The sequence below is a fragment of the Streptomyces wuyuanensis genome (assembly GCF_900103455.1).
Classification (GTDB): domain Bacteria; phylum Actinomycetota; class Actinomycetes; order Streptomycetales; family Streptomycetaceae; genus Streptomyces; species Streptomyces wuyuanensis.
The window spans coordinates 208,007-221,929 of record NZ_FNHI01000003.1; the positions used below are offsets into that span (position 1 = coordinate 208,007).

Consider the following 13,923-nt stretch of genomic DNA (forward strand, 5'->3'; position numbering starts at 1 on the left):
CCCTGGAGTGCCGTGAGCAGTCCGGCGTGCCCCCGAACGGGTGCCCCGCCGACCCGGCCGGATCGCCTCCCGCACCGGGCCGGCGTTCCCGCGTGGCCGGGCCGTCCGGTCCGACCGGTCGCCCCGGGGTGCGGCCCAGTGCTAGAACTGGGGACATGATCGGACGTCCCCGCCGGTCCTGGAGGACGGCGGTCATGCCGTCCGGCCGCCCGCGACCGCCCGGCCGGCGCGAACGTCCGGGGTGGCGCCGACGTCTGCAGTCCCTCCTCAGCGTGCACAGCCTGGCCACCCAGGTGTTCCTGCTACAGGCCGTCGTGATCATCCTGCTGGTCGTCGCCGCTGCGGTCGCCCTGGTCCTGCAGGCGCGTTACGACAGCTACGAGGACGCCCGCAACCGCTCGCTCGCCGCCGCCGAGGCGTTCGCGTACGGCCCCGGCACGGCCGCGGCGCTCAAGTCCCCGGATCCGACGGCCATCCTGCAGCCGGCCGCCGACAAGGCCGCGCGGGGCGCCGGGGTCGACTTCATCTCCGTACTGAGCACGGACGGCGTCCGCTACGCCGATCCCGAACCGCAGTTGATCGGCGATCGTGTGGAGGGGGACATCTCCCGGGCGGCCGCCGGCGAGGCGTTCACCGAGACCTTCGAGGGCGAGCCGCACGACGCGGTCCGTGCCGTCGTCCCCGTGCTGGACGGCAGCCGGAGGGTCGTGGGCCTGGTCACCGCGGGCATCCAGGTCGCGAACGTCGGCGAACTGCTCGACCGCCAGATGCCCGTCCTGCTCGGCTCGGCGGCCGGCGCCCTCGTCCTCGCCACCGGGGGGGCAGCCCTGGTCAGCCGCCGGCTGCGGCGCCAGACCCATGGGCTCGGCCCCGCCGAGATGACCCGGATGTACGAACACCACGACGCCGTCCTCCACGCGGTGCGCGAGGGCGTGCTGATCGTCGGCGGGGACGGCAGGCTGCTGCTCGCCAACGACGAGGCCCGGCGACTGCTCGACCTGCCCCCCGACGCCGACCGCCGCCCCGTCCCGGAGCTGAACCTCGGACCGGGCATCACCCGTCTGCTGGTGTCGGGCAGGGAGGTCTCCGACGAGGTGGTCCTGTCCGGGGACCGGCTGCTGGCCGTCAACACGCGGCCCACTGCACCGTACGGCGGAGTGACGGGTCTGGTCGCCAGCCTCCGCGACACCACCGAACTGCGCGCCCTGTCGGGCCGGGCGGAAGTGGCCAGGGAGCGGCTGACGCTGCTGTACGAGGCCGGGGTGCGGATCGGCACCACCCTGGACGTGCGCCGTACGGCGCGGGAGCTGGCGGAGGTGGCCGTCCCCCGCTTCGCGGACTTCGTCACGGTGGAACTGCTCGATCCCGTGCTGCGCGGCGACGAGCCCGCCGGCCTCGGCGCGATGCGGCGCACCGCGCTCAGCGGCATCCGCGACGACCATCCGCTGCAACCGGTCGGCGACACCATCCGGATCAACATCACCCCGATGAGCACCGCGCTGGCCAATGGCCAGGCGCTGCTGGAGCCCGATCTCGCCGCGTCGGCGACCTGGGGCAGCGAGGATCCGGAAGGGCGGCGGCAGGCACTCGCGTACGGCATCCGGTCGCTGATCACGGTTCCGTTGCAGGCGCGGGGAGTCGTGCTCGGGCTGGTCAACTACTGGCGGTCCGACGACGCGCCGCGGTTCGACGAGGACGACACCTCCTTCGCGGAGGAGCTCGCGGCCCGCGCGGCCGTGGCCATCGACAACGCCCGGCGGTACACGCGTGAGCACGCCATGGCCGTGACGCTGCAGCGGAGTCTGCTGCCGCGCGAGCTTCCGGACCAGGACGCGCTCCGCGTGGCCTGGCGGTATCTGCCCGCACAGGCCGGCGTCGGCGGCGACTGGTTCGACGTCATCCCGCTGCCGGGGTTCCGGGTCGCCCTGGTCGTCGGGGACGTGGTCGGCCACGGGATGCACGCGGCGGCCACGATGGGGCGGCTGCGCACGGCCGTGCTGAACTTCTCGTCCCTGGACCTGCCGCCCGCCGATCTGCTGGCACGCCTGGACGACCTGGTGCTGCGCATCGACGCCGACCAGCCCCCGGGGGCCGAGGGCGAACGCGCGCAGGTGACGGGGGCGACCTGTCTGTACGCGATCTACGACTCCGTGGGAGGCCGCTGCACCGTCGCCCACGCCGGCCATCTCGCCCCGGCGATCGTCGACCCCGAGGGCGGGGTGGTCTATCCGGAGCTGCCCGTGTCACCCCCGCTCGGAGTGGGGGGACATCCGTTCGAGGAGACGGAGCTGGACCTGGCCGAGGACAGCCGGCTCGTCCTCTTCACGGACGGTCTGGTCGAGGACCGGCAACGGGACATCGACGAAGGGCTGGGGCTGCTCCGCGATGCCCTCGCACAGCCCGGGCTGACACCCGAGGAGACCTGTGTCGCCGTGATGAGCGCGCTCCTGCCCGATCAGCCGGCCGACGACATCGCGCTGCTCGTCGCCCGCACGCAGCTGCTCGACCGGTCCAGAACGGCGCAGTGGGACGTGCCGCTCGACCTCTCGGCCGTGTCGCGCGTACGGGCCGAGGCGGGCCTGAAACTCACCGACTGGGGCCTGGAGGGCTCCGTCTTCGTCACCGAACTGGTCCTCAGCGAGCTGCTCACCAACGCCCTCCGGTACGGCACGGAGCCGGTGCGGGTGCGACTGCTGTACGGCCGGACGCTCGTCGTCGAGGTGTCGGACGGTAGCAGCACCTCCCCGCACCTGAAGCGCGCCGCCGCCACCGACGAGGGCGGCCGGGGGCTGTTCCTGGTCGCGCAGTTCTCGCAGCGCTGGGGGACGCGCTACGTCAGCCCCGGCAAGATCATCTGGGCCGAGCTGGTGCTGGGCGGGGAGCTGCCGGAGGAGCCGGTGATGGCGTTCGACGAAGAACCGGCCTGGTGAGAGCACCGCCCGGTGTTCCGGAGCCCCCGCGGTCCGTCGAGACCGAGATCCGGACCGCTCCCCCGTCGCATCCACGAGTTCCGGACCGGCGACGACACAGGATCCGGGTGTGCCCGGGTGAGAGCGTCACCATCGGCCGGGGGAATCCGGGGGAAGTCCAGGCCCGCCCCGCCCGGCGTCTCCACCAGGCGCGCCGGGCCGTGCGGAGCCGGTGTCAGGGCTGGACCACGGGCCTGGCCTCGACGCCGGACGCGGGCTGCTGGTGCCCACCGCTGGCGATCATCCGCACCTCGCCGCGGTCACTGATCTCCGCCTGCACGATGCCCGTGTCGTCGGCGTAGATCGGGTGCCCGCCCGGTCCCTTGCGGTCGGTGCGGTGCACCACCACGGAGTCTTCACCGTCGGTCGCCGAGGCGACGCCGCCCGCGAATACCAGTTCGAAGTCTTCGTCCCGACCCATGAGGCCTCCTCTGCGGTACGCCGCACATCGTGTCCGGCTGCAGCACTGAATGGCCATTATGCGACTTTTATTCTATTTGCTCTTTGCGGGTTCCGGTTGCGGCGCCGCCGGACAGCCGCTTCGCACCGGGCCTGCGCAGCCGCCGTCGACGACCGGGGCGACTCGGGCGCCGTCCGCGAAGGGCACACGCGCTGGGCGGTCCACTGCCGTGGACCAGCGAATCGACGAGGGCGTCGTCGCAGCCCGATGACGTCATGCGGCCGGCGTGGCGTTTGGACCACCTTGGCGACGACGGGCCCCGAGCCGGTGCGTCCCGGGCCGGGGGCGTCCGGGACCATGGAGCATGCTCCCGGACGACTGGCACCTCACCCAAGACATCGACGGCTTCCTGGACCGGGTCGGGGACTTCCTGCGCTCGCGCCCCGCCCTGCACACCACGCCGCTGACGGACCTCGAGAAGCTGCGCATGCGCAGGACGGCCGAGCACGACACCGAAACCGCCGTCTTCGGCCGACTGGAGTCGGGAGGGGAGGTTCGCGCGATCTGCTATCTCACTCCGCGCGGCCGCCTGGGCCTCACGCCCCTCTCCGCCCGGCAGACCGACACCCTCGCTGCCCGTCTGGCCGGTCTCGGCCACGCCCCCTCCAACGTCATCGCGGACCGCGACACCGCCGGCGCCTTCGCCGAGTCGTGGCAGCGGCACACGCGCGCGGCCCCCGTACCCTTCTGGCGGACGCATCTCTACCGCCTCGGCACGCTCACCCCACCGCAACCGCACCCGGAGGGTCGGGGCCGCATCACGGGCGGTGCGGACCGCGAGCAAGTCGTGCGCTGGTGCCGTGAGTTCTGCGTCGACGTCGGAGAGCAGTCCTCCATCGACCTGATCGACGCCGGCTCCTGGGACGACTCACGTTTCGGCGACAGGCACTTCACGTTCTGGGAGACCCCGGAGGGCGCCCCCGTCTCGATGGCGGCCGCGACCTCGATCGTCGGCGGCATGGTCCGGGTGGACCCGGTCTACACCCCGGCCCACCTCCGCGGCCGCGGCTACGCGGGGGCCGTGACGGTCGAGGTGAGCAGGACCGCTCTGGCCGCGGGCGCGACGGACGTCGTCCTGTTCACCGACCCGGCCAACCCCACCAGCAACGCCCTCTACCAGCGCATCGGGTACGTCCACACGGCCGACTTCGCCGGGTACAGGTTCTCCCACGGAGCGCCGACGGCCGGGCAGGGCCGATAGGGGCGAGACGGCGTAGAGGACCGGGCCGAGTGCGCCGAGCCGGTCCTGACGCCGCGCGTGCATCCCCGGAGGCCGGCGGCAGGAGCGGCGCGTTCCGGTCCGGGTCCGGGCTGAGTCCTCGGTCCCCTCGGGCCTCGGCCGGCGGGGACCGCTCAGCGGCGAGGGACCTCGGCACGCGGATGCTCCGCCGGCCCGGCGGCGGCCCTGCCGCGTCCGCCCGGCGCAGCGCCCGGACCCTGGCGGCGGAGGCCGGCCACGCAGGCGCCGAGAGCTGCCGGGGCTGCGGCGGTTCCTGTGCCAGACTCGGGAGCTGCGGCACCATGAACCCAGGAGACGTACGGCAGGTCGCGGGCCGAGGCCCCTGTCACCACCACCGCTGCCGGTGCAGGACCCGGTGCCGATCCAGTGCCGGTGCCCTTGCCGTAGCCGACGAGGAGGGAGAGCAGTGCGGGTAGCGCTCTTCGTCACCTGCGTCAACGACACGCTCTTCCCGCGGACCGGCCGGGCGGTCGTCACCCTCCTGGAGCGCCTCGGTGTGGAGGTGGACTTCCCCCAGGCGCAGACCTGTTGCGGCCAGCCGCAGTTCAACACCGGCTACCGCCACGAGACCGAACCGCTGGTGCGCCGCTACGCCACCGCGTTCGACGGCTACGACTTCGTCGTCACGCCCTCCGGCTCCTGCGCCGCCATGGTCCGCGACAACTATCCGCGTATCGGCGCCAAGGCCGCCGCCGAGGGCCGCGGCGCGGAGCTCGCCGAGGCCGCGGCACGCGCGGTCCCGAAGACGTACGAGCTCACCGAGTTCCTGGTCGACGTGCTCGAGGTGGTGGACGTCGGCGCGTACTACCCGCACACCGTCACCTACCACCCGACCTGCCACGGGCTGAGGTTGCTGGGCCTCGGCGACCGGCCGCGCCGGTTGCTGGAACACGTCCGGGGCCTGGAGCTGCGCGAGTTGCCCGGCGCCGAGGAGTGCTGCGGCTTCGGCGGCACGTTCGCCCTGAAGAACGCCGCCGTCTCAGCGGCGATGGGCGCGGACAAGGCCCGCAGCATCACCGCCACCGGCGCGGACGCGGTGTGCACGGTCGACAACTCCTGCCTGATGCACATCGGCGGCACGCTCACCCGGCTCGGGTCGACGGTCCGCCCGGTCCACATCGCCGAGATCCTGGCGAGCACGGAGCGTACGCGGGAGGTCGCCCGATGAGCGGACGTACGTATCTCGGCCTGCCCGCCTTCCCGGAGGCCGCGGCGCAGTCCACACGGAACGCCACCCTGCGCGGCAATCTGCGCCGCGCCACGCACACCATCCGCGACAAGCGCGCCAGGGCCGTCGCCGAACTGGACGACTGGCAGCGACTGCGCGCCGCCGGCGCCGCGATCAAGACCCGTACACTGCGCCATCTCGACCACTATCTGGGGCAGGCCGAAGCCGCGGTGACGGCGGCCGGCGGCCAGGTCCACTGGGCGGCCGACGGCGCCGAGGCCAACCGGATCGTCACCGAGCTCGTACGGGCCACGGGAGAGACGGAGGTCGTCAAGGTCAAGTCCATGGCCACGCAGGAGATCGGGCTCAACGACGCGCTCGCCGGGGCCGGGATCACCGCCTGCGAGACCGATCTCGCCGAGCTGATCGTGCAGTTGGGCGACGACCTGCCCTCGCACATCCTGGTGCCGGCGATCCACCGCAACCGCTCCGAGATCCGCGACATCTTCCGCGAGAGGATGGCGGATTGGGGCCGGCCGGCCCCGGACGGGCTGACGGACCGGCCCGCCGAGCTGGCCGAGGCGGCCCGGCTGCACCTGCGGGAGAAGTTCCTGCGCGCCAAGGTCGCCGTGTCGGGCGCCAACTTCGTCGTCGCCGAGTCCGGCACCCTGGTGGTGGTCGAGTCGGAGGGCAACGGCCGGATGTGCCTCACCCTCCCCGAGACGCTGATCTCCGTCGTCGGCATCGAGAAGGTCGTGCCCACCTGGCAGGACCTGGAAGTGTTCCTCCAGCTCCTCCCCCGCTCCTCCACGGCCGAACGCATGAATCCGTACACCAGCATGTGGACGGGCACGACCGACGGTGACGGTCCGCGGAACTTCCACCTCGTCCTGCTCGACAACGGCCGCACCGACACCCTCGCCGACACGGTCGGCCGGCAGGCGCTGCGCTGTATCCGCTGCTCGGCCTGTCTCAACGTCTGCCCGGTGTACGAGCGCGCGGGCGGGCACGCGTACGGTTCCGCCTATCCGGGACCGATCGGTGCCATCCTCATGCCTCAACTGCGCGGCACGGACAGCGAGCTGGACGCCTCGCTGCCGTTCGCCTCGTCGCTGTGCGGCGCCTGCTACGAGGTGTGCCCGGTCGCCATCGACATCCCGGAGGTGCTGGTGCACTTGCGTGAACGGGTCGTCGAGGGGGGCGAGGTGGTTCGCGGCGGTACGAAGGTCACCATCCGCCCGGCGAAGGGGCACGCCGCCGAGCGTGCCGCGATGCGCGCCGCCCGCTGGACGCTCGACCATCCGGGCGCGCTGCGCACGGCCCAGCGCCTCGCTTCCCGCACCCGCCGCCTGCATCCGCGGCGGCTGCCGGGGCCCGGCCGGGCCTGGTCGGACACACGGGCGGTCCCGGAGGTGCCCGCCGAGCCGTTCCGCGACTGGTGGCGGCGCACCCGGGAGGAGAGCACCAAGTGAGCGGCAGGGACACGGTACTCGGCCGGATCCGCCGCGCCCTGGCGGACGTACCCCGCACCGAGCGGCCCGAGGACGTGCAGGTCACCCGCGACTATCTGCGCGTCCACGGCGCGCGTACGCCGGAGCGGACGGCGGACCTGCTCGCCACGAACCTCGCGGACTACCGGGCGCTCGTGCACCGCTGTTCCGCGGGCGAGCCGGCGGAGCTCATCGCCCGCCTGCTGGCGCAGCGCGGCTCCGCGTCGGTGCTCGTGCCGGACGGGCTGCCACCGGAGTGGATGGCCGCGGTCCGAGGCCCCGTCCGGATCACCGACCGTGCGGCGAGCACCCCTCAGGAGCTCGACGCCGTCGACAGCGTCGTCACCGGCTGCGCCGTCGCCATCGCCGAGACCGGAACGATCGTCCTGGACGGCGGTCCGGCGCAGGGCCGGCGCCGGATCACGCTCGTGCCGGACCACCACATCTGTGTCGTACGGGTCCCCGAACAGGTCGTGGACTCGGTCCCGCAGGGCCTGGAGCGCCTGGACCCGTCCCGTCCGCTGACGTGGATCAGCGGCCCGTCGGCCACGAGCGACATCGAACTGGACCGGGTCGAGGGAGTCCACGGGCCCCGGACGCTGGAAGTCGTCCTCGTGACGGAATGAGCCCGGACCGTGCGGAGTCCCCGTCCGGGGACTGGCTTGGGGCGCCCGAAGGCCGGACCCGGAGCGGCCGAACCGCGGACGGGGGTCGCTCCACAACTGCTCCGGCCAATCTGCCGGAATGCAGCAGGAGCACCCGTTCGTTCGGGATGCCTTCCCCGACCTCGTTGCCGAGCTGATCACCCTCTTGGGGGAGGAGGGCGAACGCGAGCCGGCCCTCTGCGCACCGGATCTTCGTCTGGTCGCGATGTGCGACTGCGGCGACGACTTCTGCAAGAGCATCCGCACGGCGGCCCATCCGACGCTGACACCGGGCCGGAGACGGCTCGCCTCCTCCGTACGCGGCGGGGAAGCGTCGGTGCCCGGCAGCCCTCTCGCGCGGACGCTCGCGCCATACCGCCGTCAGCGGCGGCGCGAGGTGGCGCGTGCGGGCGGCACTATGCGCACCCGCTTCTCCACGGGCGCGCTGTCGATGTCGTCGAGTTGCGCGACGATCGTGCTGCGCAGCTCGTCGTAGTCGTCGAAGGAGTGCTCGTTGAAGAGGGTGTAGCCCGTCCACATCAGGTTGGCGCACACCCTCGCCGGCACCCCGCCGGTCCGGGCGCCCATACCGACCAGCGCCACCGACCGGATGCTGCCCGGCGCCTCCCTGTTCTGCCGGTGGATCGCCTGGAACGAGGCCGCGCAGGCCAGAGCCACGTTCAGCGTCTCGCTGACGTTCTGCGAGGACGTCTCCATCGTCGGCGTCGAGATCAGGAACCGCGGGGTGACCGCCCCGGACGGAACGCACACCGCGCTGCCGACCGGGAGGGCTCCGGCGAACCGGGCGCGGATCGCCCGCTGTACGCGCAGTTGGATGCCCGCGCCGAGATGCCGCTTGACGACCGCGTCGAGACCGCCGTCCATCCGGCCCCGAGAGTTGGTGGGACTGACCCAGGCATCGACGTCCTCGTCGAGGATCGAGCCCTTGCGGATCTCGATGCCCGGGGTGTCGGCGAAGGCCGCGCGCCACGCCTCGACCACCGCTGTGTTGATGTCGGTCAGTACCACTCGCAGCGGCGGCTGCACACGGTCCACGGTCACTGGCTCACTCCGATCGGGAAGGGTCACTCGACTGATCGGGACGCTACTTCCCACCACTGACACCGCGGCCGTCCCAGCTTGTGCCGAGGGCACCAGAGGAGGACTGTCAGTGGTCCCGCCTATCGTCGTGGGCACTTCGCCAATCAGGCCTTTCACCAGCGCAGTTCAACCCGACCGGAGTCCTTCCAGCATGAGCGATGCCCACTCCCCCGCCCCGCCCGACCCGAGCGACCCGCTGGCCCTCGCGGACCTGTTCCAGGGCGGCGGTGAACCATGGCTTCCACTGCTGAAGCCGGTCATCGAGGCTCAGCCGGACGCGGCCGCGTTCATCGGTCCGGGCCGCAGCCCGGAGGTCGTCCCCGTCCGCGAACTGACCTTCCAGGCGCTGAAGCCCAACGCTCCGCACAAGTGGAAGGTGGTGGTCTTCGGTCAGAACCCGTATCCGCGGCCCGAGAGCGCCACCGGCATCGCGATGTTCGACAACACCTTCCACGACTGGAAGGACAGCCAGTTCGGCAGGGTCGTCAGCATCCGCTGCATCATCAAGGCGGCGGCGATGTGGAAGTACGGCATACCCAGGAAGACGCCGATCGCCGACATTCGCGCGCTGTTGAAGAAGCACGAGACCGTCCAGCCGCCGGAATGGTTCCAGGCGATGCTCACCCAGGGCGTGCTGCTGCTGAACGCGGCGCTGACCGCCAGCGGCGACGGGGCGATCGGCACGGACCGGCACACCCGGTTCTGGCGGCCCGTCGCCGAGCGGATCGTCGAGGAGATACTCAAGGCCAAGCAGGACGCGGACGTGGAGGACCGCGGGGTCGTCTTCGCGTGGTGGGGGGCGCACGCGCGCAGTCTGAAGAAGGTCGTTCTCGAACTCCAGAAGAAGTACCCCGGGGTCGAGGTCCGGCACATCGACCACGCCAACCCCGCGGCTCAGGGCGACGTCTTCTGCGACGGTGACCACCTCGGGATGGTGAACGCGGCCCTCGCTTCGGTGGGTGCGGAAGAGATCGACTGGCTGCCGAGCGCCGGCTGGAACGAGCCCTCAGCGGAACCCGGCGGGGGCGGCGATGTCGCGGATCGCATGGGCGCGTTCATCGCCTCCACCATGGAGCTCCACCAGCTGTACCTGGACCGGCTCTCCGGTGTGAAGGACGAGGGGCTCGTCCTTCCGGCGATCACGGGTGTGTTCGACACCCCTCTGATGGACATCCGCGAGGCCGTCGCCCCGGTCACCGCGCTGCTGTCCGGGCTGGGCCGGCACGTCGACCGGTCGCACGAGTTCGGCAAGCGGCGGGCCGACGAAGCCTCCGCCGGCCTCTCCGCGGACGCGATCGCCGCCCTCTACCTCTACACCTGCGAGTCCGCCTTCTACCGGGAGGTCAACGCCATCCTGCGTTCCCCGGACCGGAGCAGGCTCGTCCCGTACCTGCCGTATCTGCGGCTGCTGTTCTCGGCCGTGTCACAACTCCCCGTCCGCACCAGCCCTTTGTGGCGCGGGGTGTCGCTGGACCTGCGTGCGCAGTATCCGCTCGGACGGACCGTGACGTGGTGGGGCGTGTCCTCGTGCACGTCCGAGCTCGGTGTGGCGAAGGCGTTCCTCGGCGGCCGCGGCAAGCGGACCCTGTTCGAGGTGGTGCCCGCCCGGGCCGTGGGCATCCGCGACTTCTCCGCGTTCACCGGGGAGGAGGAGTTCATCCTTCTGCCGGGGACCCAGCTGAAGGTGACGGACGTCAAGGTCGAGCGCGGCGGCCTGTGCACCGTAAGGCTGACCGAGCTGGAGGAGCGGCCCCTGGTGTCCTGAACGGGCGGTCGCCGTCGTGGCGCCTGTTGGAGAGCGCCCCGGCGAGCGCGGTTTGCCCCCCTCACGATGGTCCTTTCATATGCAACCGCCGGACGCCCGCGGGGCGCACGCAACCTCCGCGCGCGCCCCCGAAGTTGCGCGATAACGCCAGGCCAACAGCCCTTTCCCGACAGTCGAACCACCCTTTTCGGGCGCTCTTCGTTCCGCAACCTCGAGTTAACGCTGCAAACAACCTTTCACGGTTAACGTGTGACTTGACCAGCTGTTGACCTGCCGTTTGATCTGCCATTGGCCTGGGCTGGACGCGTACGGCACGAAGGGGGAGAAGCATGAGCGCAGCGATGACGGCGCGGACCGCAGGCCCGGCCTTCGTCATAGCCCTGTTCGCGCTGGCGTTCTCCCTCGCCGCGGCCGCCTCCTCCACGCCCCGTGCACTGAAGTGCTCAGCCGCCCCAGTGATTCCGGAGCGCCACCCGGCCGCCCGTGCCGACGCCGCTCCCGGCGGCACCCCGCTCCTGGCCGCCGGCGGTTCGGGACACTCCCCGTGTGACGACGGAGTCCCGGCCGCACGCCCCGGCGATCCGTCGCGCACACGCGACCGTGATCAGGGCCCTGCGGGCGGACCGGCGCGCCGGGGTCCGGCGTCACCGCCCGGCGGTCCGGCGCCCGTCGCGGCCGCGGCGGCAGCGGCCGGCGGCACCGCGGCGAGCGGTTCGCCGGGACGCTCCAGATGCCCGACGGCCCACGCTCCTGCGGTACTTCAGGTCTTCCGCTGCTGACAGAGACGGAGTCCAGCGTTCCCTGCCCTGCACGTCCGACGCGCCACCCCCACGGCGCGCCAGGAGGAGTACCACCATGCAGCCCATGCAGCCCCTCATCGACAACGCCCGCACGTTCGGACAGCGCCCTGAGGAGTTCGCCGAGCTTGCCCAAGGCCAGTCCCCCCAGGCCCTGTTCATCGCCTGCTCCGATTCCCGGGTCGTCCCGGCACTGATCACCGGCGCTCGACCGGGCGATCTCTTCGAGCTGCGCACCGCCGGCAACATCGTTCCCCCGTACGGCTCCGACGGCCCCGCCGGCGAGACGGCCACCATCGAATACGCCGTGGAAGTCCTCGGCGTCTCCGACATCGTCGTCTGCGGCCACTCGCACTGCGGCGCCGTCGGTGCTCTGGTGCGCGGCGACGACCTGGAGGGCGTACCCGCCGTGCGCGACTGGCTCACCCACGCGGCCGGCGAACCGGACGCCGCCGACCCCGACGATCCCTGCGTGGAGCGCGCCGTCACCCACCACGTCCTCTCCCAGCTGCTGCGCCTGCGCTCGTACCCGTGCGTGGAGAAGCGGCTGGCCGACGGCTCCCTCACACTGCACGGCTGGTACTACGAGGTCCACACCGGGGCCGTGCGCGCACACCGCCCGGACACCGACGCGTTCGAGGCGCTGTGAGGCCCGCCATGAGCACGGACAACAGCGCCGAGAAGAAGGCGGTTCCGGCGTACGGACGGTGGAAGTACCCATGGCTGAAGCAGGACTTCGCCGCCTCCCTCGTCGTCTTCCTGGTCGCCCTCCCGCTGTGCGTCGGCGTCGCCGTCGCCTCCGGCGTCCCGGCCGAACTCGGCCTGGTCACCGGTGTCGTGGGCGGTGTCGTCACCGGACTCATGCGAGGCAGCAGCCTCCAGGTGTCCGGCCCGGCCGCCGGTCTGACCGTCCTCGTCTTCGAGGCGGTCGACGAGTTCGGCCTGCCTGCCCTGGGCGTGATCGTCCTGGCCACCGGCGTGCTCCAGATGGCCATGGGCGCCCTGAAGCTGGGCCGCTACTTCCGTGCGATCTCCGTGTCCGTGGTCGAGGGCATGCTGGCCGGCATCGGCCTGGTCCTGATCGCCGGGCAGTTGTACTCCGTGATCGGCACCGAGGCCCCCGACTCCGGCATCGGCAAACTCGCCGGTCTGCCCTCCGCTCTGATCGACGCCGCCCAGAACGGCAGGACACTGGTCTCCCTCGGGCTTGGTGCGGGCACCATCGCCGTCCTGGTGCTGTGGCGGCGGATGCCGCGGCGGTTGCGCGCGGTGCCCGGCCCGCTCGCCGCGGTCGGCCTGGCGGCCCTGGTCGCCCTGCTGCCCGGCGTCGACGTCACCACCGTGGAGGTCAGGGGCCTCCTCGACTCCGTACAGCCGCCCTCGCTGGGCGAGTTCGGGGAACTCGGCACCCTCGCCCTGCTCGGCACCGTGGTCGCGTTCACCCTGATCGCCTCGGCGGAGTCCCTGTTCAGCGCGGCGGCCGTGGACCGCATGCACGACGGCCCGCGCACCGAGTACGACAAGGAACTCGTCGCCCAGGGCACGGGCAACGCCGTGTGCGGGATCCTCGGCGCCCTGCCGATGACCGCGGTGATCGTGCGCAGCGCGGCCAATGTGCAGGCGGGCGCCCGCACCAAGGCGTCCCGCGTCCTGCACGGGGTGTGGCTGCTGCTCTTCGCAGCGCTCCTGCCGGACGTCCTCGCCTGTATTCCGATCCCTGCCCTCGCGGGCGTCCTGGTCCACGCCGGTGCCAGACTCATCCCCGTCCGCGCGCTCGCCGCGCTGTGGCGGGAGAACCGCGGCGAGGCCCTGATCCTCGTCGTCACCGCCATGGCGATCGTCGCCGTGAGCATGTTCGAGGGCGTTCTCATCGGTCTGGCCCTGTCCATCGTCAAGACGGCGTGGGAGACCTCCCACATCAAACTGGAGGTCGTCGACAAGGGCGCGGGCCCGGTCCAGGCGTACCTCTCCGGCAACGCGACCTTCCTGCGCCTGCCGAAGATACTCGACAGCCTGGAGGCCCTCCCCCAGGACCGCCCCGTCGAGCTCGACCTCTCCGGGCTCCACCACCTCGACCACGCCTGCCGGTCCGCGCTGGAGAACTGGAGGGAACGGCACTCCGAGACCGGCACACCACCGGTGAAGTTCACCGCCGGGGTGGACGGCGACCGCGTCGCGTCGGGCGTGTAGCGGGCAGGTTCGTCAACCGACGGCGATGAACGGCCGGGCCGCGCCCTCCTCGGGGGCGCGGCCCGGGCGCGCGGGGCACCGGCTCGACCAGGGCCGCGC

Annotated in this window: 10 protein-coding genes; 8 read left to right on the plus strand and 2 right to left on the minus strand. The window is 72.1% G+C overall.

Annotated elements, in window-relative coordinates; translation table 11 throughout:
- Nucleotides 1-194 precede the first annotated feature (194 nt).
- The gene (locus tag BLT82_RS06405; protein WP_093652853.1) at nt 195-2,930 is read left to right on the plus strand and encodes a SpoIIE family protein phosphatase/ATP-binding protein; all 2,736 of its coding nucleotides are present in this window, start codon (nt 195-197) and stop codon (nt 2,928-2,930) included.
- A gap of 214 nt (nt 2,931-3,144) precedes the next feature.
- Here the strand turns inward: BLT82_RS06405 and BLT82_RS06410 are convergent, their stop codons facing one another.
- Complete coding sequence (locus BLT82_RS06410; protein WP_093652854.1) at nt 3,145-3,390, minus strand: DUF6296 family protein; 246 nt, start codon at nt 3,388-3,390, stop codon at nt 3,145-3,147.
- Nucleotides 3,391-3,733: 343 nt separating this feature from the next.
- Here BLT82_RS06410 and BLT82_RS06415 point away from each other — a divergent pair, with 343 nt between their 5' ends.
- The 4 genes from BLT82_RS06415 (at nt 3,734) to BLT82_RS06430 (ending at nt 7,953) form a co-directional block, all read left to right on the plus strand.
- Nucleotides 3,734-4,630: a GNAT family N-acetyltransferase gene (locus BLT82_RS06415; protein WP_093652855.1), complete on the plus strand. Its 897-nt coding sequence runs from the start codon at nt 3,734-3,736 to the stop codon at nt 4,628-4,630.
- A gap of 445 nt (nt 4,631-5,075) precedes the next feature.
- Nucleotides 5,076-5,837, plus strand: a complete 762-nt coding sequence (locus BLT82_RS06420; protein WP_093652856.1) for a (Fe-S)-binding protein — start codon at nt 5,076-5,078, stop codon at nt 5,835-5,837.
- On the plus strand, nt 5,834-7,309 hold the full coding sequence (locus BLT82_RS06425) for a lactate utilization protein B (RefSeq protein ID WP_093652857.1): 1,476 nt from the start codon (nt 5,834-5,836) through the stop codon (nt 7,307-7,309). The genes BLT82_RS06420 and BLT82_RS06425 overlap by 4 nt, the downstream gene beginning before the upstream one ends.
- The gene (locus BLT82_RS06430; RefSeq protein WP_093652858.1) at nt 7,306-7,953 is read left to right on the plus strand and encodes a LutC/YkgG family protein; all 648 of its coding nucleotides are present in this window, start codon (nt 7,306-7,308) and stop codon (nt 7,951-7,953) included. The genes BLT82_RS06425 and BLT82_RS06430 overlap by 4 nt, the downstream gene beginning before the upstream one ends.
- 399 nt (nt 7,954-8,352) lie before the next feature.
- Here BLT82_RS06430 and BLT82_RS06435 read toward each other — a convergent pair whose 3' ends face one another.
- On the minus strand, nt 8,353-9,033 hold the full coding sequence (locus BLT82_RS06435; protein ID WP_093652859.1) for a macro domain-containing protein: 681 nt from the start codon (nt 9,031-9,033) through the stop codon (nt 8,353-8,355).
- A 190-nt stretch (nt 9,034-9,223) separates the two neighbouring features.
- Here BLT82_RS06435 and BLT82_RS06440 point away from each other — a divergent pair, with 190 nt between their 5' ends.
- The 3 genes from BLT82_RS06440 to BLT82_RS06455 all read left to right on the plus strand — a co-directional run bounded on the left by BLT82_RS06440 (nt 9,224) and on the right by BLT82_RS06455 (nt 13,824).
- On the plus strand, nt 9,224-10,837 hold the full coding sequence (locus BLT82_RS06440; protein WP_093652860.1) for an ADP-ribosyltransferase domain-containing protein: 1,614 nt from the start codon (nt 9,224-9,226) through the stop codon (nt 10,835-10,837).
- Between the two features lie 864 nt (nt 10,838-11,701).
- Complete coding sequence (locus BLT82_RS06450) at nt 11,702-12,283, plus strand: carbonic anhydrase (RefSeq protein WP_093653005.1); 582 nt, start codon at nt 11,702-11,704, stop codon at nt 12,281-12,283.
- A gap of 8 nt (nt 12,284-12,291) precedes the next feature.
- Nucleotides 12,292-13,824, plus strand: coding sequence for a SulP family inorganic anion transporter (locus BLT82_RS06455; protein ID WP_093652862.1), 1,533 nt, complete (start codon nt 12,292-12,294; stop codon nt 13,822-13,824).
- Nucleotides 13,825-13,923 lie beyond the last annotated feature (99 nt).